We start from the raw sequence: 22,122 nt of genomic DNA on the forward strand, positions 1-22,122 counted from the left end.
ATCAGACGCCACGCAGCAGTGACCTGAAGCCCTCTGCGAACCGATCCAGTGGTTTTGGTGACTGGTCCAGCTTTGCGCGCAACACCGCGCCTTCCCAGCCAATCCAGAAGAAGTGCGACATCTGTTCGCACTGAACATCCGGGGAGATCTCGCCGGCTTCCTGTGCCTCCGCCAACAGTTCTTCGGTCCTGCGCTCCCAGTCCCTGAACACATCCTGCAGCAGTGCCCGGAAACCTTCGGGGAGGGCGGTCATTTCCTGTCCGAGATTGCCGATCAGACAACCACGGCGATACTCGAACCTCTTCATGCCGGCTTTGGCGTCCTCGACAAAGGCGTCGAGGCGCTGAAGGGGAGTGAGGGTGCGGTCTTGAAACCAGCGATCAAGTTTGCCGGCGAAATACCGGCCGTAGGCCTCGATCAGAATCCTGCCAAAAGATTCCTTGTTGTCGAAGTAGTGGTAGAACGAGCCCTTTGGTACGCCCGCTTTACGCAGGATTTCGTCGATACCCGTGTATGAGTAGCCTCGTTCAGTTAAAACCGACAGACCTACCTTTATCAGTTCCTGGCGGGTATCCCGGAAATCGTTGTTCGCGGTCTTTGGGGGGCGGCCCCGTTTGCGCTTGACGTTTTCTGTCTGGGTCATAGTCTCTGCTCAATTTAGACCAGTCGTCTATTAAATTAAGAGCAAATATAGACCAGGTGTCTATTAAAATCAAAAGATGAGATGTGTCCGTCGATTCCGGCCGAACGTCGAAGGCTGGACGATGCTACTTGTGGTGCCAAAAAACGGTGCTAAAGTACCATATGGGGTGCGTTCGACTGTCGCTAGGATGAGTTTGTGTACTCGGGATTGCCGGTACTGACACCCAATGCGCTAACAATCATGACAATAGAGGTGAGCATTATGTGGACCAAACCAGCCTACGAAGATCTCCGCATCGGTTTCGAAGTTACCATGTACTTCGCCAACCGTTGAGAGCGGAAGCGGCCAGCCTTGAGCTGGCCGTTTTGCTTTTGGAGTGACCCCTCATGTTTATCCACGTACTGGGCTCCGCCGCAGGCGGAGGGTTTCCCCAATGGAATTGTAATTGCGCAAATTGCGACGGCTTTCGAAAGGGCACGTTGAACGCCCGGGCTCGAACCCAGTCCTCAATAGCCGTCAGTGAAGACGGTGAGCGCTGGATTCTGATCAACGCCTCTCCAGATATACGCGCCCAACTGGCCTCCTTTGATGCCATGCAGCCGGCCAGGGCGCTGAGGGATACCGGCATTGATGCCGTTGTGTTGATGGACAGCCAGGTGGACCATACAACCGGTCTGCTTTCCTTGCGCGAAGGCATGCCGATGGACGTCTGGTGTACCCATCAGGTGCATGAAGACCTCAGCGGTGGTTTCCCGCTCTTCAACATGCTCAAACACTGGAACGGCGGGCTGAACTGGCAGGAGATTCCCGCGTCCGAGCAGACCTGTTTCACCATACCCTGTGCCCCGTCCATCGAGTTAACGGCCATTCCGCTGCTGAGCAATGCGCCTCCGTATTCTCCGCGTCGTGACAATCCGCACCCGGGCGACAACATAGGCCTGTTCCTGAAAGACACCCGTACCGGACATAACGTTCTTTATGCCCCGGGTCTTGGCGCGCCGGACCAGCGCATTTTTGACTGGATGACGCTTGCGGACGTACTGCTTGTGGACGGTACCGTCTGGCACGATGATGAAATGATTCGACAGGAAGTGGGAACCAAGACCGGTCAGGCCATGGGGCATCTGGCCCAGAGCGGCCCGGGCGGCATGATTGAGTTGCTTGACAGCATGCCGGCCAGTCGCAAGATCCTGATTCACATCAACAACACCAACCCCATCCTGAACGAGGACTCCCCGGAACGGGCGGAATTGACCCGCCATGGTATCGAGGTGTCCTGGGACGGAATGCACATTGATCTGTCGGGGCAGCCATGAACGCCAAAGCCACCACTGCTATGAACAGAACGGACTTCGAGCGCGCGCTCCGGGACAAGGGGCAGTTCTATCACATTCACCACCCGTACCATAAAGCCATGTACGGGGGGCAGTGCACGGCGGAACAGATCCGTGGCTGGGTGGCTAACCGATACTACTATCAAATCAAGATTCCCCAGAAAGATGCGGCGATCATGGCGAATTGCCCGGACGCCGGTGTGCGCCGGCTCTGGCTGCAGAGGATTCTTGACCACGACGGCCACGAGGGTGACGTGGGTGGCATTGAAGCCTGGTTATCTCTGGCCGAAGCGGTGGGGCTGAGCCGGGAAGAAGTGATCGACCAGCGTCATGTGTTGCCGGGGGTCCGCTTTGCGGTGGATGCCTATCTGAATTTTGCACGGCGAGCGACCTGGCAGGAGGCGGCGTGTTCTTCCCTGACCGAGTTGTTCGCGCCGGAGATTCACCAGTCCAGGCTGGACAGCTGGCCGGCCCACTATCCCTGGATTGAAACCGATGGCTACAGTTACTTTCGCAAGCGACTATCGGAAGCCCGCCGGGATGTAGAGCATGGTCTGACGATCACCCTGGATCACTTCACCACCGAGAGCCAGCAGGCCCGGGCCCTGGAAATCCTGCAGTTCAAACTGGATATCCTGTGGAGCATGCTGGATGCCATGACCATGGCTTACAGTCATCGGACCCCGCCCTACCATACGGTGACTGATGACCCGGTCTGGCATCGGGGGCTGTAATGGAGATTGCCATGCATCAGGTACCGCGTTTTCGCCGAGGATTCCGTTTCCAGTGGGAACCGGCCCAGGAAAGTTATGTGCTGTTGTATCCCGAAGGCATGGTGAAGCTGAACGGCAGCGCCGGAGCCATACTCAACGAGGTGGATGGCCAGCGCAGTGTGGGTGACATCATCGCCAGCCTGGAACAGCAATTCCCGGAGGCCGGATCGCTCGGCAAGGATGTGGGTGATTTTCTGCAGGACGCGCAGCACCATCACTGGATCGAATTGTCATGACTTACCCCAATCCGTCTACAGAGAACACACCGGCCAATCCCCATGATGCCGGGCCACCTCTCTGGCTGCTGGCTGAGCTTACCTACCGCTGTCCGCTGCAATGTCCGTATTGCTCCAACCCGCTGGACTTTGCCCAGACGGAACGGGAGCTGACCACCGAGGAGTGGGTGAGCGTACTGCGGCAGGGGCGCAAAATGGGTGCTGCCCAGCTGGGTTTCTCCGGAGGGGAGCCCCTGGTGCGACAGGATCTGCCAGAACTGATCGCAGAAGCCCGGAACCTGGGCTACTACACTAACCTGATTACCTCTGGTCTGGGCCTGACAGAGACCAAGGTGGATGCGTTCGCCGAAGCGGGTCTTGATCACATCCAGGTTAGCTTCCAGGCCTCCGATCCCGAGCTGAACAACGCTGTGGCGGGATCCCGAAAAGCCTTCGACCAGAAGCTGGCCATGGCGCGGGCGGTGAAAGAAGCAGGCTACCCCATGGTGCTCAACTTCGTGATTCACCGTCACAATATCCATCAGATGAATGACATCATGACGTTGTGTGAACGGCTGGAGGCAGACTACGTGGAGCTGGCCACCTGTCAGTACTATGGCTGGGCCTTCGAGAATCGCGAGGGGCTGATGCCGTCCAAAGCCCAGCTGGTGCAGGCCGAGCACGAAGTCAACGAATACCGCAAGCGTTTGCAGGATTCCGGGTCGGCCATGAAGCTGATCTTTGTTACCCCGGACTACTACGAGGAACGTCCGAAAGCCTGCATGAACGGCTGGGGCAATCTGTTTCTGACCGTTGCGCCGGATGGCACCGCGTTGCCGTGTCATAGTGCGCGGTTGCTGCCGATTGATTTTCCCAATGTCCGGGATATGGAACTGCAGCGTATCTGGTATGACAGTCCCGGATTTAACCACTACCGGGGCGACAGCTGGATGCCTGAGCCATGCCGATCCTGTGACGAGAAAGAAAAAGATTTTGGCGGTTGCCGCTGTCAGGCCTATCTTTTAACCGGTAATGCCGATAATGCAGACCCGGTATGCAGCAAATCGGAGTACCATGACCGAATTCTGGCGGCCAGGAGAGCTGCTGATCACGCCACGGCCGGCCTGACTGGACTGGTGTACCGAAATGCGGATAACTCGAGACTATTCTTCAGGAGCTGACGGCCTGATTACGGCCACTGTGCCCCCCTCATTTTTCGGGGGGAAAAGCTTGCTGAGTGCCTATGAGGCCTGTGCAGCGCACATCCAGCGCGGTGAACTCGCGGTTTCTTCAGCCGGTGTCTTCTGGTTGCAGACAGATCCCGCGAAGGGCAGCAATCACCTCTGGCACCTGTCGGCGCAGGGGCCAGCCCCACTCGGAACGAAAACGGACCAGCCGGGCATCCGAAGCCGGGTCAACGGCTATGGTGGTGGGGCCCTGGCCGCTTCAGATACGGGACTCTTCGTCGTTGGCGAGGATCAGCAAATCCATTTTTTCAGCCTTGCGAATGGCGAATTCTCCCGGTTGACGGATGATCCCGGAGCGGTGTTTGGCGGGCTGGTTGCCGATAAAGCTCGCCAGCGGGTATTGGCGGTCCGGGAAGCCGGAGGTCAACAGCAACTGGTGGCTGTCTCGGGGCGGGGAGAGCTGACGGTGCTCCACGCCGGTCAGGACTTCTATAGCGCACCGGCTGTCTCGGCCGATGGCCAGAAGGTGGCCTGGGCCAGCTGGCAGCTGCCGGACATGCCCTGGGTGCGAACACGCCTGTGGACGGCAGAGGTGTCGGGCGATGGACGCCTGGATCAATGTCGGGACTGGCCAACTCCCTCTGACGCTTCGGTTCAGCAGCCGGTATTCGATGACAGCGAACTCTGGGTGTTGTCTGATCATGCTGGCTGGTGGCAACCCTGGCGGTTTGATGCGTCAGGGGAAGGCAACTGGCATTCGGGCAGATCACCGGACCGGGATCATGCCAATGCGCCCTGGCAGCTGGGAGAGTCTCATCATTGTCCGATAGGCGAAGGCAGATGGGCCAGAGTGCGGTATTGCAACGGAACCGGTGAGCTCTGGCTGACCTCCGGTGACTCCGAAGATGAAATCCGCGTTGCCCGGGACTTCGGCGATTTTCGGTGCCTTCAGGCCTCAGACGGCGTTCTGTACTGTATTGGACGATCCGCGAGCCGCCTGGATGCTGTTCTTGCGATTCAGCTGCATGACGGGCAGGTCCGGACGATCGCCGGTGGCGAGGAGGCGATGCCAGGGGGGCGGATTGCGTTGCCGCTGGATATCGAGGTGCCTGCTCTCGGTTCTGGTACGGCTTCCATTCACGGCTTTTTCTACACCCCGAAGTCTGTCCTGGCGGACGTGCCGCCGCTGATCCTGATAGCCCATGGCGGCCCGACATCGGCAGCCTATCCTGTATTCAATCCCCAGATTCAGTATTGGTGTCAGCGAGGCTTTGCGGTTGCTGAAATCAACTACCGGGGCAGCAGTGGCTTTGGACGGGCTTTCCGGCTGTCTCTGGCGGGGCATTGGGGCGAGTTTGATGTGGAGGATATGGAGAGGGCCGCAGATCATCTGTCCTCACTTGGTCTGGTCGATCGCTCCCGGGTGTTTATCCAGGGACGCAGTTCGGGTGGCTACACAGCACTGATGTCGATGATCCGAAGCCGGCGCTTCACCGCCGGTGCCAGCATGTTCGGTGTCACGGATCCATTGCGCCTGCGCGCCATGACCCATCGTTTCGAGTCAGGGTATCTGGACTGGCTTCTGGGTTCGCCAGAGCACTATCCGGAGCGCTGGCGAGAACGAACGCCGCTGTATCATGCCGATCGGATAACCGCACCCCTGATCTTTTTCCAGGGTGGCCAGGACCGGGTCGTGGTGCCGGAGCAGACCCGTGCCATGATTGATGCCATGAAAGCTGCGGGCAGAGCGCCGGAATTACACTGGTTTGAAGACGAAGGTCACGGTTTTCGTCATCAGGCCAACCAGGCGGGCATGCTCGAGTGGATGTTCCGCTTCTACCGAGAGCATAGCCAAAAGGCCAATGAAGAGGCGGGGAACTTGGGGTAAACTCTCGACTATTCCTATAACAACAAGTGGTCTGAAGCAGTCTGATGAGTCACGATATCTCCACCCTGCGAAAGTTTGTGTCGCCGGAAATAGTGTTCGGTGCCGGCTCAAGGAAGTCGGTAGCTAACTTTGCCAGTAATTTTGGCGCCCGGCATGTCTTCCTGGTGTCAGATCCGGGCGTGGCGGCAGCAGGCTGGGTTGACGAAGTGGTGACATTGCTGACCGATGCAGGCATCCGCTCGACCGTCTATACCGGGGTGTCGCCCAATCCCAGGGTGGATGAGGTGATGACCGGTGCCGAACTGTACAAATCCAGTGAATGCGACGTTATCGTCGCCATCGGTGGTGGCAGCCCCATGGACTGTGCCAAAGGCATCGGCATTGTTGCCACTCACGGACGCAACATTCTGGAGTTCGAGGGTGTGGACACGATCACCACCCCGTCACCACCTCTGATTCTGATTCCGACCACCGCAGGCACCTCGGCGGACGTTTCCCAGTTTGCGATCATTTCCGACCCCAATCGCCGTTTCAAGTTCTCGATCATCAGCAAGGCTGTGGTGCCGGACGTGTCCCTGATTGATCCGGAAGTCACCGAGACCATGGATGCCTACCTTACCGCTTGCACGGGCGTCGATGCCCTGGTGCATGCCATTGAGGCCTTCGTTTCCACTGGCAGCGGACCGTTGACAGATACCCACGCCCTGGAGGCGATCCGGCTGATCAACCGGAATCTGGAACCGCTGGTGAATAACACCGCTGATGCCTATCTCCGGGAGCAGATTATGCTGGCCTCCATGCAGGCGGGGCTGGCGTTCTCCAATGCCATTCTGGGAGCCGTGCATGCGATGTCACACAGTCTCGGGGGCTTTTTGGACTTACCTCATGGCCTGTGCAATGCCTTACTGCTGGAACACGTGGTGGCATACAACTTCCCGTCAGCAGAAGACCGTTTCCGCCGGGTTGCCGAAGCCATGGATATTGATACCCGTGGCATGGGTAAGCCTGAGATCAAAAAGCGTCTGATGAACCGGATTGTGGAACTCAAGCGACGAGTTGGTCTTGAGGCACGTCTTGCCCAGCTTGGTGTTTCGGTGTCCGATATTCCCCATTTGTCCGGCTTCGCCCTGCAGGACCCCTGCATTCTTACCAATCCCCGCAAATCCTCATTGCGGGATGTTCAGGTTGTCTATGAAGAAGCCCTCTGACATCCAGGATGGCGAGCACGACAGTGGCTACGGAATTGGTGACCTTCTCGGGCTCGGCAGCCAATCCGTCCGCAAGAACTATTATCCCGCTCTGCAGGCGCGTATTGACGAACTGGAGCGAGAACGTAACCGTTACAAATGGTTGTTTGAGAACGCCTTGCACGGGGTTTTTCAGGCCAATCTCCGGGGTGGTTTTCTGGCCTGCAATCCGGCGATGGCCAGGATCTGCGGCTACGACAGCTCAGAGCACCTGACAGGAAAGGTGATCCGGCTCCGTGAGCAGCTGTTCTGCAGTGCCAGTGAATTTGATGCTATCCGCCAGGAACTGCTTGATGAAGGAAGCCTGAACGCCCGTGAGACACGTTTTCAAAGGGCCAATCGCACCCCGGTCCACGTGGCCGTCACCCTGTTACGGCGGCCTGACCTGGGACCGGAAGTGGTAGAAGCCTTCGTGGCTGACATTACCGAACGGGTTCTGGCCAGACAGAAGCTGGAACAACTCAATGCCACCCTTGAGCGGCGTGTTGAAGAACGCACCGAAGCTCTGCAGAACGCCAACGTGGGCCTGCGCTACCAGATCGAGGAACGCGAGAAGGTTGAGCAGGAGCTGTTCATTGCCATGGAAGCTGCCAAAGAGGCCAATCGCAGTAAGGACAAATACCTTGCCGCAGCCAGTCATGATCTGCTTCAGCCGCTGAACGCCGCCCGGCTGATGATTTCAGCGCTTCAGGACAGTCAGCTTCCGGAGCAGGAAACCCGCATGGTGCATCAGGTACACCGGGCTCTGGAAGGTGCCGAGGATTTGCTGGCGGATCTGCTGGATATTTCCAAACTTGATCAGCAGGCGATGAAGCCAGACCTGCTGTATACCGATGTGGCTGCCCTAGCCAGATCCCTGGGTGAGGAGTTCGAGGCGGTTGCCGCCAATGCGGGGCTCGGATTTCGGGTCCGCACCGTTCCGGCGGTGGTCCGGACCGATCAGCGCATGTTGACCCGGATCCTGCGCAATCTGCTCAGCAATGCCTTCCGCTATACCCGGCAAGGTGGTGTTGTGATGGCCGTGAGATCAAGGGGCGACCAGCTCCGGATCGAAGTCTGGGACACCGGCGTGGGCATAGAAGAAGACAAGCTTCGGGATATTTTTACCGAGTTTCATCAGCTGTTGCCGCAGGGTACCGGTGGTCGACAGGGTGTGGGGCTCGGGCTGGCCATCGTGGAACGGATGGTGCGGGTGCTGGGGTACGATATCGATGTGTCTTCACGGCCCGGTCGTGGTTCCCGATTCGTTCTGACCTTGCCACTGGAGCAGGTACAAACGCGACCGGAACTGCCTCGCACCGATGCATCACAGAACTTTGTCGATGGCTTTGACGGCATCCCGGTGTTGGTCATCGATAACGAGCCAGCGGTCCTCGAGAGTATGCAGCTGCTGCTCGAACGGTGGGGATGTGCGGTGCTGACGACTGCCAGCAAATCCGAGGCGCTGGAGTTGCTGGCGCAGACCGGGCAAATACCGGAGATCATCCTGGCAGACTATCACCTGAACAACGAGCGAACCGGTTATGATGCGGTTCACGGGGTTCGCCGCCATCTTGGCAAGGATATTCCGGCTGCCATCATCACCGCGGATCGCAGTGATGAAACCCGCAAGCTGCTGCGAGCCCAGTATCTGCCGATTCTGAATAAACCAGTCAAGCCCAACCGGCTCAGAGCCCTGATGACCAGCCTTCTGGCCTCGCAATCCGATTGATGTGCTCTTTCTGATTCAATCCTTGCAACCCCGATACAGAAATGCCGACGCAGGACTACACTGAATGCAGGCTCATCGAAAGGGGAGAATGCCATGGTCGTGCCTGACAACGGATTAACCAATCATGAGGTCACCATCTGCCTGTCCGGCGGAGCGGTCCTGGGCCCGTTCAATGCCACCTGGAGCCAGGATTCCGGGGGCGACGTACGGGAACTGGTGCGTGAGTACGACGGGTTTCTGCAGGGTGAAAAGCAACACCGCTATAAATTCCATCTCCATGATACCTATACCAATACTGTCCATACCCTGATCCTGAATTTTGATCAGGTTACCGGCATCTGCGACCATGTCCGGCTGAAATCCCAGGATGGCGGCTGACGTCTGGCCGTGCCCGTGACGTTCAGTCCAGGGAGTCAAAGTGTTAACGGACGGACAGGAGGGAAGATGAGCGAATTCAGAACGGAAACCGACAGCCTCGGAGACATACAGGTACCTGCTGATGCGCTCTGGGGCGCGCAAACCCAGCGAGCCGTGGAGAACTTTCCGGTCAGCGGTCAGCCAATGCCTCAGGCATTCATTGCTGCCGTTGCCCAGATCAAACGCGCCGCGGCAGAGGCCAATACCAGCCTGGGCCTGATGGGGAACGAGCTCCGGGACGCAATCGCCGAGGCCTGTGAGAGCCTTGTGAAGGGCGACTATGCGGACCAGTTTCCGGTTGACCGTTACCAGACCGGCTCCGGTACCAGCACCAATATGAACGTCAACGAGGTGATTGCCAGTATCGCCCGTAACTCAGGCTTCGAGGTGCACCCGAACGATCACGTCAATATGAGCCAGAGCTCCAACGACGTGATCCCGACAGCCATCCATGTAAGCTCTGTGATCGCGATCCGGGAAAAGCTGCTGCCGGCGTTGTCGCACCTTTGTGGTGTGATCTATGAACAGGAGGCGGCGTTTTCGAGTCAGGTCAAAACCGGTCGTACTCACCTGATGGATGCCATGCCCGTTACCCTGGGGCAGGAGCTTAGAACCTGGCGGGAACAGCTTCTGGCCGTGGAAAAACGGGTGGAGGCCGCCGCGGAGGAGCTGCTCGCGGTGCCTCAGGGCGGAACGGCGGTGGGCACAGGCATAAACGCGCTGCCCGAATTTGAAGGCCAGTTCGTCAAGTTCCTGCGCGCCAATACCGGCTATCCATTCACAACGCTCGACCACAAATTTACCGGCCAGAGTGCGGTCGATGCGCCGGTCGCGCTCTCCGCACAATTGCGTGGTGTGGCCATTGTTCTTACCAAGATTGCCAACGATCTTCGCTGGATGAACAGTGGTCCGATTCATGGCCTGGCTGAAATCAGTCTCCCGGCATTGCAGCCGGGTAGCAGCATCATGCCGGGTAAGGTCAATCCGGTTATCCCGGAATCCGTTGCCATGGTCGGTGCCCAGGTGATGGGGCTGGACAGTGCGGTAGCGATTGCGGGTCAGTCCGGTAATTTCCAGCTCAACGTCATGCTGCCCCTGGTGGGAGGTAACCTGCTGGACATGACCGATTTGCTTTCAAATGCGACCGTCATGCTGGCGGACAAGGCGATCAAGGGCTTTACGGCCAATGCCGATAACCTCAATGCTGGCGTGGGCCGGAATCCGGTGCTGGTAACCGCCCTGAACCCGGAAATCGGCTACAGTCTGGCGGCAGATATCGCCAAAGAGGCCTATAAAACAGGGCGTCCGGTCATTGATGTGGCAGAAGAGCGCAGCGGTCTTGGCCGCGAAAGACTTGAGGAGTTGATGGATCCGCTCAAACTGACCCGGGGCGGAATTGCCTGACGGGCTGTTTCAGAAGGGGGGTAATCCTTGTTGATGACCCTGGAGCTGTTTGTGATGCTGGTAATGGCCAACGGTATGCCGGTGGTTGCCGCCGGCGTGCTGAAACATCGTTGGATGGCTCCGGTCGATGGCGGGCGGTTATGGCGCGACGGCCGCCCCGTTCTTGGTGAAAGCAAAACCTGGCGGGGAGTGGTGTCTGGCGCGCTGGCTTGCGCCTTGTTTGCCGTGGCGACCGGGTCAGGGTTTGTTTTCGGGCTCTGCTTCGGTCTGCTGGCACTGGCCGGGGATCTTCTGAGCAGCTTTACCAAGCGGCGTCTTGGTCTTGATGCCAGCGCCAGGGCCGTTGGCCTGGATCAGATTCCGGAAGCTCTTCTACCCATGCTGCTGGCGATGTGGTGGGTGCCCATCAGTCTCTGGACTGTTCTGGTTGTGGTGGTGCTTTTTACCCTGTCGAATATTGTGGGCTCACCACTGCTTTACCGTCTGGGTATTCGCCGACAGCCCCATTAATCCGGCCCCCGGGTCAGGGTGTGGAGGGTTACCTCAGGTGGGCAGTTCAGCCGAACATTCACCACTGAGGTGCCTGAGCCGGGCGAGGTGTAGCCCTGCATGCCATTCATCCGCCAGTAACCTCGCCCGAGCGTGCGCGGACAGTCAGCATCCAGGGTCACCGGAATACCGCCGGGCAGACAGATCTGCCCCCCGTGCGTGTGACCGCACAGAAAGACGTCGTAGCCGGCATGGGCGGCTTCGCGCCAGATCTCTGGCGTGTGGCTGAGCAGGATGCTGGTTCCCCCGACAGGAATCTTGTCGCCCGCCTGATGCAGGTTATGAACCTTGAAGAAGTGAGCATCGTCCACCCCCGCCAGATACAGGCTCTCACCCTCCCGTTCGAGGGGAGCCATTTCATTCATTAGCAACTGATAGCCCATGTCCTCCAGTGCTGGCAGCATGCGAACGCTGTCGTGGTTCCCGAGCACAGCATAGGGTTGGCCTTTTATTCCGTCCCGCAACCGTGACATGCCGTCCAGCGCCCCCTCTATGGGGCCCCAGGTGAGCTTGCGGTAATCGCCGGTCAACACACACAGGTCATAGTCCAGCGGCTCGATCTGACGAAGTAGCGCTTGCAGGTTGGCTTCGTCCATGTCCACGTGCAGATCGGTCAGGTGCAGAATGCGATAGCCTTCAAAGGCCGCGGGCAGATTCGGGAGATGAAACCGGTTGTATGTGGTGTTCAGGCATCGGCTGTTGCTCTGGCCCCGGCCCCAAAGACCCACCGCGCGCAGGCATGTGCGGATAAAACCGGGTGCTGTGGTCCAGTTTTCCAGATGGAAACTGCTGTTATCCCGCCCGAATACCTTTGCATCTGCCTCCCGTTCAATTCCCAGCCGCTGGCGGGCGTGAACGGGACCTAGTCTTAAACTCAGCCGGTATTCCAGGAGATCATCCTGAGTATCGGGTGTATGAGCCCTTGCTGTCATGGTTATTCCTTTATATGCCGAGCCGGGCGATGCCGATAGGTAACCTGGCAAACCCTGAAACTTATTATGGTTGTCCCCTGCAGGTATGCAACCGGAACGCCACGATGTTCATGTTTGAGGCGCGGGTGCTTGCACCATCATGGCAAACAATCCCGCAGGCGGCGGGCCAGCCAGAATGGTCCGGATCTGAGTGATCCCGATGCCTTGGTTTACGTACATAGGTCAGGTGTGTTGGAACTCGCAGATGAATTGGTAAAATCGTGGTTTTCCAGCCACAATCGAGCCATTGCAGACAGTCAATTCGAGTACAGAGGTCATCATGGCGACATCGTGCAGTATCCCGGGTCTGAACATCCCCCGAAGCCGGTTTCCTGATCCCGGGCAGGATCTGCCAGAGGCAGGAACCGAGCAGCGAATTGTGCTGGCAGGAGGCTGCTTCTGGTGTGTCGAGGCGGTGTTTGTCGCCATTGACGGTGTCATCCGCGTTGAATCCGGCTATGCCGGCGGGCACTCAGGTTCCGCCAACTATGAGGCTGTGTGCAGCGGCACCACGGGGCACGCCGAGGTGGTAGACGTGCACTATGATCCTGCCAAGGTGAGTTTTGGAGAACTGCTCAAGGTGTTTTTCTCGGTTGCCCACGACCCTACCCAGTTGAACCGTCAGGGCAACGACCGAGGCACCCAGTACCGCTCAGCCATCTTCTATGAGTCACCCGAGCAGAGGCAGGTAGCGGAAGCCTACATTCATCAGCTCAATCAGGTGGGTGTCTATCCGGACCCGGTTGTGACCACGCTGGAGCCACTGGAGGCCTTTTACCCGGCGGAGGAGCATCATCAGAATTTTGCCGCCCGGAACCCGTACCAACCTTACATCATGGCCGTGGCCGCACCGAAAATGGAGAAACTCGTGGACAGTTATGGTGACCGCCTGAAACCGGAATATACCGATAACGACACAGGCCATACCGACTGAGGAGACAAAGCATGGGAGAATCCGCTGCAGGTTATGACCTGACCCCACTGACCGACGCAGAAGTTGAGGAAAAAGCGTCGAATCTGACACCGGAAGAACGGCGAGTTCTGCTCGATCACGGTACAGAACACCCCTTCTGCGGGACGTTGCTGGACAACAAGAATGCGGGAGTTTACCACTGCCGTCTTTGTGATCTGCCACTGTTCAGTTCGGATTCGAAGTTTGATTCGGGAACCGGCTGGCCAAGTTTCTTCCAGCCCTTCGACCCGGAGCACATCCGGTATATTGAAGACACCAGTCTCGGTATGACCCGCACGGAGATACGTTGCCCGCGATGCGACAGTCATCTCGGCCATGTTTTTCCGGACGGCCCGCCACCAACCGGTCAGCGTTATTGCCTGAACTCGATAGCGATGGTATTTCAGGAAAACGCCTGATCGGCATCGTCTTTCTCGGACTCCTTTCCCACGGTTATAATGCCGCCCGATACGCTGTGTGCAGCGTGTCGGGTCGCCGATAGTCCGGGTTTGGAGCCTCGAATTGATTAAACTGAACATGAGTCCGCTAACGGAGTCGGCAACGCTGCTCCGAAGGCTGGGCGTTGTCCTGGGAAGTGTCGGACTGACGGCACTCTTCTCCCTGCTGGTTTTGCTGAGGGCGCTCTTCGGTCGGTTAAATCGGCCCATCGTTGATCAATATTGTCGCGAGTGGTCGGCGTCGTTGTTACGACTGGTCCGTGCCAGCCTGACAGTGCGTGGGCAGGTGCCGGATTTCAGCGATGGCCGGCGATACATCATCCTGTGTACCCACGCCAGTCATTACGACATTCCCGTGACCTTTGTTTCGCTGCCGGGTTCTATTCGCATGCTGGCCAAGAGGGAGCTTTTCCGCATTCCCCTGCTAGGTCAGGCCATGCGGGCGGCGGAATTCCCTTCCGTAGACAGGTCTAACCGGCAGCGCGCGGTCAGGGACTTGGAGAAGGCCCGGGCGATGATGGAGAGTGGCATCGTACTCTGGGCAGCTCCGGAGGGAACCCGTTCGCCGGACGGCACATTGCTCCCGTTCAAGAAGGGTTGTTTTCATCTGGCTCTGGATACCCAGGCGGTGATTGTGCCAGTAGCTATCCGGGGTATTCATAAGGTCTTGCCCGCCCGGACCTTGCGCATCAATCTGGGGCAGCCTGTGGAGGTGCGGGTTGGTGAGCCGCTGGACACCGCTGGCAAGACCAAGGCAGATCTGGCGGAAGTCATGACCGAGGTGCGTTCACGATTGACAGCGTTGCTTGGGGATGGCGAAGCCGGGTAGCTTCGCCGCCAATCAGATACCCAGAATCAGGCAGTGCCTGCAGCGACCACAGTGGATAGCAAATAACCGGTGTAGGCAAGGTACACCAGCAACAGCATGCTGCCATCTATCCGGCTCACCAGCTTGCGCCAGCCGGTAAGGCCGAAGCCCATAAGGAACAACCCCACGGTCAGGGCCAGCATCAGAGTCCAGTCCCGGTAAAGTACTTCCGGATCCACGGCAAGAGGCTCGATAACGGCCGCCAGGCCCACAACGGCCAGAGTGTTGAAGATGCCTGAGCCCACAATGTTGCCCAGAATCAGGTCATGCTCGTTCTTTTTGACCGCTGCGAGGGCTGACGCAAGTTCTGGCAGGGATGTGCCGATGGCTACGATGGTCAGGCCGATAACGAGATCGCTGACGCCAAGACTCTGGGCAATCGTGACTGCGCCCCACACCAGCATGCGGGAGCTGATGATCAGCAGTAGCAGCCCGACCACCAGCCAGATAATGGCGGTTTTGAGGGGCATGGGGTGAGCGATGATCTCAGCATCGGCCTCGCCGGCGAGGGGGTCCGCCTTGCCTTTCAGGCCCTGATAGATAGACCAGCCCATAACCGCCGTGAATACGGCCAGCAATACCCAGCCATCCATGCGGGAAAGGTGTCCGTCGAGCAGTTGGGCGCCGGCAATGAGAGTGAGCACGATCAGTAGCGGCAGCTCTTTGCGGATCACCTGGGAGTGGACGGCGATGGGCGCGATGATGGCGGTCAGGCCGACAATCAGCGCAATGTTGGTAATGTTGGAGCCATAGCCGTTACCCAGCGCCAGACCGGGATTGCCGTCAGAGGCAGCCATGGCAGAAACTGCCAGTTCCGGGGCCGAGGTGCCGAAACCGATAATCACCATGCCAATCAGCAGGGTGGGCATGCCCAGGTGTTTGGCGGTCGCCGCAGCGCCCTCCACAAACTTGTCGGCACTCCAGACCAGAAGTACCAGGCCGGCGATAATCGCGCCAAATGCCATCAGCATAGATAGACCTCAGTTAATAAAGCGTCCGAGCATGAAAACTCCGGCATAGCCAAGGGTGTAGGCTGCCAGGAGGTGTGCAAGATACCGCATATAGGCGGCAAAGGTCAGCCCCGGTATCTTGCTCATCGCCACTATACCGGCCGCAGAGCCGATAACCAGCAGGGATCCTCCCACGCCTACAGCGTAGGTCAGGCCCATCCATTCGCCGGGACTCATGTCGATACCCGCTTTCAGCAGGGCTGCCGTCAGAGGCACGTTATCGATAACTGCCGAGAAGATCCCCATCAGATAGTTGGCGTACAGCGGTGGCAGGACATCGTAGATGGCAACCAGGGAATCCAGTGCATGAATCTCCTTGAGCATGCCCACCAGCAGCAGGATGCCGAGAAAGAACAGCAAGGTCTCGAACTCGATAATGCGGATGTACTCCAGTATCGGGTCCAGATCGGAGTCGTCGCTCATGAATCGCGACACCAGGAACATGATGGAAAGTCCGAACAGGAAGGTCAGAACCGGCGGAATTGCGAACAACGCATTGCCGGCAATGGTGCTCAGGATTGTTAACAAAAACAGGCCGCTGATGACTGCATCCACCCGTCGAACCGGGGTGGTGTTGGCCCTGAGTGTCACGGTTCCTGTCAGTCCGCGTGAGAGGAAAACAGCAAGGATAAAGACGGTGATCGAAGCGGGAATTGCCAGGGTCAGCAACGTCAGTATCTCTACCTTTTTTTCCAGGAAAATCATTAGGGTAGTGACGTCGCCGGTAATCAGGGAAACGCCCCCGGAGTTAACCGCAAAAACCACGAGAGTCACAAACTGGATGCGTTTTTTCAGTTCAAGATCCAGGGAGAGAATCAGCGAGCATGAGACTAAAGTGGCGGTGATATTGTCTGCCAGAGAGGAGAAAATGAAGCAGAAAAGGCCGGTCAGAAACAGGAGTCGCCGTTCGCTCACCTGTTTCGGCATGATCAGGTAGATCACGTTTTCGATCATGCCCTTCTTGTTCAGGTAAGCGACGAAGGTCATGGCGGCAACCAGAAACAGCCATAATCCCGCGATTTCGGCAATGCTCTCGGACAGGCCGGCGGAGATGGCAGCCGTTTCGTGATCAGAGCCACTGAACAGGAACAGCAGTATCCAGCTCATGGTGCCAAATAACAGTGTTATCTTGGCCTTGTTAATGTGGATCACTTCTTCAAATATAACGCCGAGCAGTGCAAGAACCGCGAAGATAATCAAAGTCGCATCAAGGGCAGACATTGGGAGAATCCCGTTCTGGTTTATCCGAATAGAGGCCGGAACCGGCCAGAAAGATCATGCGGCCGGATTTTAGACCTTTGTGCCACAGCAAACCACTGTTCATAAGTGCACATAAAGGTCCCGGACATCGGAGATAGATGGATAAAAGCATAACGATTGGCAATCGCAATTTATTATCCCGCTGAAAATCGGGATAATTGCGCCCAATTTCAGACCGGAAGCAGACGGCGGTGCCGTTTACCTCGCGCCAGTCCGGCTTCCGACAGGCCTTCTTGCTGATCGTGAGGGGGCAAAAAGCTCAACACTAGCTAGGGTGAAAACCAATGGCCGTTAGACAGGCAGACGTAGTGCTGGTCGGCGGTGGCGTCATGAGCGCCACTCTCGGCATGATGCTCAGGCAGCTTGATCCGTCCCTGGACATCGTCATGGTGGAGCGTCTTGACCACGTTGCCCATGAGAGCACAGACGGATGGAACAACGCGGGTACCGGACACGCCGGATACTGTGAGCTCAACTATACCCCCGAAACCGATGATGGCGATGTGACCATTGATCGGGCCCTGAAGATCAACGCCCAGTTCGAGGTGTCCCTGCAACTCTGGTCGTATCTCGTGGAGCAGGGCATACTGCCGGAGCCTTCCAGCTTTATAAACCGCACGCCGCACCAGAGCTTTGTCTGGGGCGAAAAAGATGTGTCCTTTCTCAAACGTCGGCATGAGCGCCTGAGCAAGCACCACCTGTTCCGTGACATGGAATACACCGAGTCCCCGAAAGATCTCGAAGAGTGGATGCCGCTGATCGTGAATAACCGGGATCCGATGCAGCGTGTGGCCGGGACCCGGATCAAGCACGGTTCGGATGTGGATTTTGGCTCCCTCACCCGCAGCATGGTGGAGTGGCTGGAAACTCAGCCGAACTTTGAGCTGATGCTCAGTTCACCGGTGCACTACATTGATCAGAGAGACAACGGCCGCTGGAAAGTTCGGGTTAAAAACCAGAAGACCGGAGAACTCACCAAGCTGGAAGCCGGCTTTGTATTTCTCGGTGCCGGCGGTGGCGCGCTGCCGTTGCTGCAGAAATCCGGGATCGATGAAGCCCGGGGTTACGGCGGCTTCCCGGTCAGCGGTCAGTGGCTGGTGTGCCGCAAACCGGACATCGTAGAGCAACACCATTCCAAGGTATACGGCAAGGCGCCGATCGGGGCGCCGCCTATGTCGGTTCCGCACCTGGATACCCGGATTATCAATGGTGAGCCAGCGTTGCTGTTTGGTCCGTTTGCCGGGTTCACCACACGTTTTCTCAAGCAGGGGTCGCTGTTCGATCTGTTTGGCTCGGTGAAGCCGACCAACCTGAAGCCGATGCTTTCGGTCAGCAAGAGCAACATGGATCTGACCCGGTACCTGATCGGGGAAGTGTTCCAGTCTCATGGTGATCGGGTGGCCTCTCTGCGCAATTTCTTCCCGGATGCGAAAGAAGAGGACTGGGAGTTGCGAATGGCCGGCCAGCGCGTACAGATCATCAAGCAGGTAGATGGCGGCGGAGGCAAGCTCGAATTTGGCACCGAGATTGTCGCGTCCAGAGATGGAACCCTGGCGGCGTTGCTTGGCGCGTCACCTGGCGCGTCCACCGCAGCCAACGCCATGCTCAATGTGATCGAGCGTTGTTTCCCGGAGAAAATCAAGACGCCGGAGTGGCAGGGACGCATGAAAGAGCTGGTGCCTTCCTACGGTCAGTCTCTTGTCGAAGATGAAGCATTGCTGACCAAGGTTCGTGAGCGGACTCTGTCGACCCTGAAACTGGGCTGATATTTCTAATCGATCTAAGAAACTGTGAAGCACTGCGCCTGCTGGATTTGCGTCCGGCAGCTGCAGTGCTTTTTGCGTTCTGGCAGAGGGCGAAATTTGCGATTTCACAGCGTGGGCGTAGGGTTGTAGGGAAACCCTGTATGAAGGAGAGAGTCTGTGAGTGAACAAACGTACGATCCTGAGAAAGGGTATGTCGCGTTGCTGGGCTGGAGCCTTAATGCCGTTGAGGCAGCCGACAAGTTTGATCGCCGTTATGTGGTCGTCGCACCGGACTGGGCCGAAGCCTACTGCGAGGAGCATGATATTCCCTATGTGCCCTGGAATTTTGAGCGCCTGAATGACCGTTCTGTGGAAATCGCCCAGACACTCAAGGACATGGGCGTCGATGTCGCCATTCCGTTGTTTGAGGAAACGGTCGAGTGGGCTGGTGCCATCAACTCGGTGCTGATGGACAAGCCACGGCTGTTCGGTCAGGCCATGCTGTTGCGCGACAAGGCCCTGATGAAGCGCCGTGCCCAGCTGGGCGGTATTCGCGTGGGTATTTTCGAAGAGGCACACGACAAAGGTGATGTGATTCGGTTCCTGAAGCGGGTAAACCAGACCCTGCTCAAGCTTGACGGTGATCCCAATGACCCGATTCATCTCAAGGCGTTTGACAAGGCCGGGTGCCTGGGCCACCGGGTTATCCGGACTCCGGACGAGGTTGATACCATCCCGGAAGAAGAGTTTCCCGTGCTGATGGAGTCGCACCTGGACGGCTGGGAGTTTGCGGTCGAGGCGTGGATTCACAATGGCAAGATTGCCTTTCTCAATATCTCTGAGTACGTGACCCTGGGCTATTCGGTGTTTGTTCCCGCAACACCGGACCTGGAAAAGTATCGTGATCAGATCCGCGGTGAAATCGAGAAGCTGATCAAGACCTTTGATATCGAGTTCGGGTTCATTCATCCGGAGTACTTCGTGACCAGCGACAGAACCATGTACTTTGGTGAGGTGGCCTATCGTCCGCCGGGGTTCAAAGTGTTCGAGCTGCTTGAGCGTGCGTATGGCTTCAACGCGTATCAGGGCATGATTATGGCCTTCGACCCGAAAACCACGGAGGAGGAAATCCAGGCGTTCTTCCCCAGAGAAGTGGTGGATGCCAAGGGGTACGCGGGATGCTTCGGCGTCTATCCGCGCCGCCGCGTGGTCAGCAAGCTGGAAGTCCCGGAAGAGACGGAGAACCACGAATATTTCGAGTCTCACGAGCTCACGCCACCGCTGGAGGAAACCGTCACCAAACGCACGGCATTCGGGACCCACTGGGGGCTGGTGTATTTCTTCGGTGAAGACCCTTACGTCATGCGGGATCTCCTGAAACATCAGGAAGACCTCGACTTCTATGTATAATCGGGAGCTGCATTAACAACAAACGGGTTTGGTGCCAGGCCCTGAGGAATATCGTTTGAACGATCGCCAACCGGGCAGCGAAGTGCCAGCAGTGAATTTCGACAAGCTGGTTCAACGGCTGGATGACGCTATCCAGGCTCTGGAAGAAAGCCGGTCTTTTGCCAAGACCGGTAAGCTTCCACGTGTGTTGGATATTGCCCGAAGAGTTCTGCTGCAGCCTGATGGCTGTCGGGTTATCGAGGAACGCGCCGAGCGCCTTGAACGGGCGGGTGTTTTCGACGGTACCGACTGGGCTGAACCCGGTATTCTGCTTCCTACCCTGACAACGTTCGCGCTCCAGAGCCAGAATGCCGACACCGTCGTCATTGAAGCCTTCAGCGAGCTCCGGTTGCTTTCGGTGGCCAGAGGCAATTACCTGCATACGAGCGTGTCAGCTGAACAATCGCATCACTATCTGACGCAGGCTCTGGCGATCAACCTCGGTCTGCTGTTTGGTATGACCGGTGAGGCTGAACGGGAGCAGGGCAAGCTTGCGTTGATCAGTCAGTCTGTCGTTCAGTACATCGCCCAGCACATCGGCTACGAGCATGTCATTGACCGCCTGATTGAAGAAATCTGGCGGATTCTGGAACAGCGCCCGATTCAGGTGACCGACGTGCGCAGAATGATCACCCAGATTGCTCTGTGTCGGGCGGACTCTCAGGCCGATCTGGGAAGCGCCGGGCGAGGTGCCGATCGGCTGATCTCAAGTCTCTATGGGCCCACCCGGGCCTGCAGTGAAGATCCCGGAACCGTGGTGTACGAGCAGCGACTTGAAACCATGGACGCCCAGGCCCTGCAGAATGAAGCCACCGGGTTTGCGCGCTCCATGCACGATACCGGCCTGGTTTCGCCCTACCACGCGTCTTTTATACGCTTCATCCTGGCCGATCAGGATACGCTGCTTAGTGAGGCGCTGGGTTTGTCCAGTACCGGACGGGATTGTCTTCTGTGTTATCGGGAACTGGTTCGTACGTTGATCGAAGAAGGAATCTATCCGGAAACGGCCCAGGGAATCTATGGCCTGGCGTTGCTGCTTGAGCGCGGCATTCTGTATCAACCGCCCGTGGCGCCTGCACTCTGGCGCCAGGCACGGTTGTCGCTTTGCAGTCAGGCCCGGGAACGGCTGGAGCTGGCCTATGGCTATCAGCCACAACCGGGTGCCTGGTTGATTCAGGGTGTTCTGACGATGTTGGGGCAACCATTGGGTGTTGGCCAGGGGAATAATCCGACCTGTCAGGCCGCCCGCGCCCTGTCCATGTGGGCCTACAATGATCCGGACTACCTGTTACAGATGGTGGCCTGGGCGGCCAGGGACAACGAAATCGTGATGCACTTCGAGGGGCAGCCGGTGTCATCCGCAAAAAGTGTCGGCGGCGTTGCTTCCGAGGTGGCTTTTGATCTTGACCCTGTGTCTCTGGTGGTGGTGCCGCACCTGGACCGAATCTATGCGGAGATGGGGCGACAGTGTGCAGAGCGTGGGGGGGATCCCCATCAATGGGTCAACCCGGAGTTTCACGGCTGGTCCGCAGGGCGCGGGTTTGCCATCAACGTGGATGTGGCTACCGGAAATCTTAATGACCTTGAAGGTTTTGTCCGGTATTTCTATGCCAGCTATCACCCCTATTACAATGGCAATCAGCCTCTGATTCACCCGCAACCGGCGGGCATTGCGGTTACGGACAGTGCCGCGCGATTCATTGGCTGGCACGCCATTACCATTCTTCGGGTGGCGCTCGACCCGGACGGCGAAATGCGGGTGTATTTCTTCAACCCGAATAACGACAGTGGCCAGAACTGGGGTGACGGCGTCAAGGTGAGTACGTCTGGCTATGGCGAGCGTTTCGGAGAGTCGTCGCTGCTGTTCGAACAGTTCACATCTCGGCTATACATCTTTCACTATGATCCTCTGGAGCGGGGAGAGCCCGCGGAAGTGAACGAGGATGCCCTTCTGAGCGTAACAGAAGGTGTGTATCGCAGCTGGGGGCGGGATCGCCTGCCGGCGGACACGTTCCAGGCAGAGCCACCCAGGACTGAATGA

General features: G+C 57.7%; 21 protein-coding genes. 17 read left to right on the forward strand and 4 right to left on the reverse strand.

The annotated features are described in order from the left end of the window. Nucleotide 1 precedes the first annotated feature (1 nt). The gene (locus KO499_RS06355; protein ID WP_215982856.1) at nucleotides 2-643 is read right to left on the reverse strand and encodes a TetR/AcrR family transcriptional regulator; all 642 of its coding nucleotides are present in this window, start codon (nucleotides 641-643) and stop codon (nucleotides 2-4) included. Nucleotides 644-904: 261 nt separating this feature from the next. Between KO499_RS06355 and pqqA the strand changes: the two genes are divergently transcribed. The 11 genes from pqqA (at nucleotide 905) to KO499_RS06410 (ending at nucleotide 11,329) form a co-directional block, all read left to right on the forward strand. Beyond that, nucleotides 905-976, forward strand: coding sequence for a pyrroloquinoline quinone precursor peptide PqqA (gene pqqA / locus KO499_RS06360; RefSeq protein WP_007153157.1), 72 nt, complete (start codon nucleotides 905-907; stop codon nucleotides 974-976). 53 nt (nucleotides 977-1,029) lie between these two features. Then, nucleotides 1,030-1,959: a pyrroloquinoline quinone biosynthesis protein PqqB gene (gene pqqB / locus KO499_RS06365; RefSeq protein WP_215982857.1), complete on the forward strand. Its 930-nt coding sequence runs from the start codon at nucleotides 1,030-1,032 to the stop codon at nucleotides 1,957-1,959. Continuing rightward, nucleotides 1,956-2,711, forward strand: coding sequence for a pyrroloquinoline-quinone synthase PqqC (gene pqqC / locus KO499_RS06370; RefSeq protein WP_215982858.1), 756 nt, complete (start codon nucleotides 1,956-1,958; stop codon nucleotides 2,709-2,711). The genes pqqB and pqqC overlap by 4 nt, the downstream gene beginning before the upstream one ends. After that, nucleotides 2,711-2,986, forward strand: a complete 276-nt coding sequence (pqqD, locus tag KO499_RS06375) for a pyrroloquinoline quinone biosynthesis peptide chaperone PqqD (protein ID WP_215982859.1) — start codon at nucleotides 2,711-2,713, stop codon at nucleotides 2,984-2,986. The genes pqqC and pqqD overlap by 1 nt, the downstream gene beginning before the upstream one ends. After that, nucleotides 2,983-4,146 carry a pyrroloquinoline quinone biosynthesis protein PqqE gene (gene pqqE / locus KO499_RS06380; protein WP_215982860.1) on the forward strand — a complete coding sequence of 388 codons (1,164 nt, stop codon included), beginning with the start codon at nucleotides 2,983-2,985 and terminating at the stop codon, nucleotides 4,144-4,146. The genes pqqD and pqqE overlap by 4 nt, the downstream gene beginning before the upstream one ends. 49 nt (nucleotides 4,147-4,195) lie before the next feature. Beyond that, complete coding sequence (locus tag KO499_RS06385; protein WP_228339769.1) at nucleotides 4,196-6,040, forward strand: prolyl oligopeptidase family serine peptidase; 1,845 nt, start codon at nucleotides 4,196-4,198, stop codon at nucleotides 6,038-6,040. Nucleotides 6,041-6,084: 44 nt separating this feature from the next. After that, nucleotides 6,085-7,248, forward strand: a complete 1,164-nt coding sequence (gene ercA, locus KO499_RS06390) for an alcohol dehydrogenase-like regulatory protein ErcA (protein ID WP_215982862.1) — start codon at nucleotides 6,085-6,087, stop codon at nucleotides 7,246-7,248. Then, nucleotides 7,232-8,998: a NahK/ErcS family hybrid sensor histidine kinase/response regulator gene (locus KO499_RS06395; RefSeq protein ID WP_215982863.1), complete on the forward strand. Its 1,767-nt coding sequence runs from the start codon at nucleotides 7,232-7,234 to the stop codon at nucleotides 8,996-8,998. The genes ercA and KO499_RS06395 overlap by 17 nt, the downstream gene beginning before the upstream one ends. A 93-nt stretch (nucleotides 8,999-9,091) precedes the next feature. Continuing rightward, on the forward strand, nucleotides 9,092-9,376 hold the full coding sequence (locus tag KO499_RS06400) for a hypothetical protein (RefSeq protein WP_215982864.1): 285 nt from the start codon (nucleotides 9,092-9,094) through the stop codon (nucleotides 9,374-9,376). Nucleotides 9,377-9,442: 66 nt separating this feature from the next. Then, nucleotides 9,443-10,819, forward strand: coding sequence for a class II fumarate hydratase (locus KO499_RS06405; RefSeq protein WP_215982865.1), 1,377 nt, complete (start codon nucleotides 9,443-9,445; stop codon nucleotides 10,817-10,819). Between the two features lie 33 nt (nucleotides 10,820-10,852). Continuing rightward, nucleotides 10,853-11,329, forward strand: coding sequence for a CDP-archaeol synthase (locus KO499_RS06410; RefSeq protein ID WP_228339838.1), 477 nt, complete (start codon nucleotides 10,853-10,855; stop codon nucleotides 11,327-11,329). On the opposite strand, the gene KO499_RS06415 is transcribed toward KO499_RS06410, so the two are convergent. Beyond that, nucleotides 11,326-12,300 (reverse strand): metallophosphoesterase, encoded by a 975-nt coding sequence (locus tag KO499_RS06415; protein WP_215982867.1) that lies wholly within the window; start codon nucleotides 12,298-12,300, stop codon nucleotides 11,326-11,328. The genes KO499_RS06410 and KO499_RS06415 overlap by 4 nt on opposite strands. A 319-nt stretch (nucleotides 12,301-12,619) precedes the next feature. Between KO499_RS06415 and msrA the strand changes: the two genes are divergently transcribed. The 3 genes from msrA (at nucleotide 12,620) to KO499_RS06430 (ending at nucleotide 14,578) form a co-directional block, all read left to right on the forward strand. Continuing rightward, nucleotides 12,620-13,273, forward strand: a complete 654-nt coding sequence (gene msrA, locus KO499_RS06420) for a peptide-methionine (S)-S-oxide reductase MsrA (protein ID WP_215982868.1) — start codon at nucleotides 12,620-12,622, stop codon at nucleotides 13,271-13,273. A gap of 11 nt (nucleotides 13,274-13,284) precedes the next feature. Continuing rightward, the gene (gene msrB, locus KO499_RS06425) at nucleotides 13,285-13,710 is read left to right on the forward strand and encodes a peptide-methionine (R)-S-oxide reductase MsrB (RefSeq protein ID WP_215982869.1); all 426 of its coding nucleotides are present in this window, start codon (nucleotides 13,285-13,287) and stop codon (nucleotides 13,708-13,710) included. A 118-nt stretch (nucleotides 13,711-13,828) separates the two neighbouring features. Continuing rightward, entirely contained in the window at nucleotides 13,829-14,578 is a 750-nt protein-coding gene (locus KO499_RS06430; protein WP_416240387.1) for a lysophospholipid acyltransferase family protein, read from the forward strand. 26 nt (nucleotides 14,579-14,604) lie between these two features. Here the strand turns inward: KO499_RS06430 and KO499_RS06435 are convergent, their stop codons facing one another. Next, complete coding sequence (locus KO499_RS06435) at nucleotides 14,605-15,588, reverse strand: calcium/sodium antiporter (RefSeq protein WP_215982871.1); 984 nt, start codon at nucleotides 15,586-15,588, stop codon at nucleotides 14,605-14,607. 9 nt (nucleotides 15,589-15,597) lie between these two features. Further along, nucleotides 15,598-16,848: a sodium:proton antiporter NhaD gene (nhaD, locus tag KO499_RS06440; RefSeq protein ID WP_215982872.1), complete on the reverse strand. Its 1,251-nt coding sequence runs from the start codon at nucleotides 16,846-16,848 to the stop codon at nucleotides 15,598-15,600. A 323-nt stretch (nucleotides 16,849-17,171) separates the two neighbouring features. Here nhaD and mqo point away from each other — a divergent pair, with 323 nt between their 5' ends. The 3 genes from mqo (at nucleotide 17,172) to KO499_RS06455 (ending at nucleotide 22,122) form a co-directional block, all read left to right on the forward strand. Beyond that, nucleotides 17,172-18,653 carry a malate dehydrogenase (quinone) gene (gene mqo / locus KO499_RS06445; protein WP_215982873.1) on the forward strand — a complete coding sequence of 494 codons (1,482 nt, stop codon included), beginning with the start codon at nucleotides 17,172-17,174 and terminating at the stop codon, nucleotides 18,651-18,653. A gap of 156 nt (nucleotides 18,654-18,809) precedes the next feature. Continuing rightward, a complete protein-coding gene (locus KO499_RS06450) occupies nucleotides 18,810-20,042 on the forward strand; it encodes an ATP-grasp domain-containing protein (RefSeq protein WP_215982874.1) in 1,233 nt (410 codons plus the stop codon). Between the two features lie 55 nt (nucleotides 20,043-20,097). Further along, nucleotides 20,098-22,122, forward strand: a complete 2,025-nt coding sequence (locus KO499_RS06455) for a hypothetical protein (protein WP_215982875.1) — start codon at nucleotides 20,098-20,100, stop codon at nucleotides 22,120-22,122.

Source organism: Marinobacter sp. F3R08 (genome assembly GCF_018860425.1).
In the GTDB taxonomy this organism is placed as follows: domain Bacteria; phylum Pseudomonadota; class Gammaproteobacteria; order Pseudomonadales; family Oleiphilaceae; genus Marinobacter.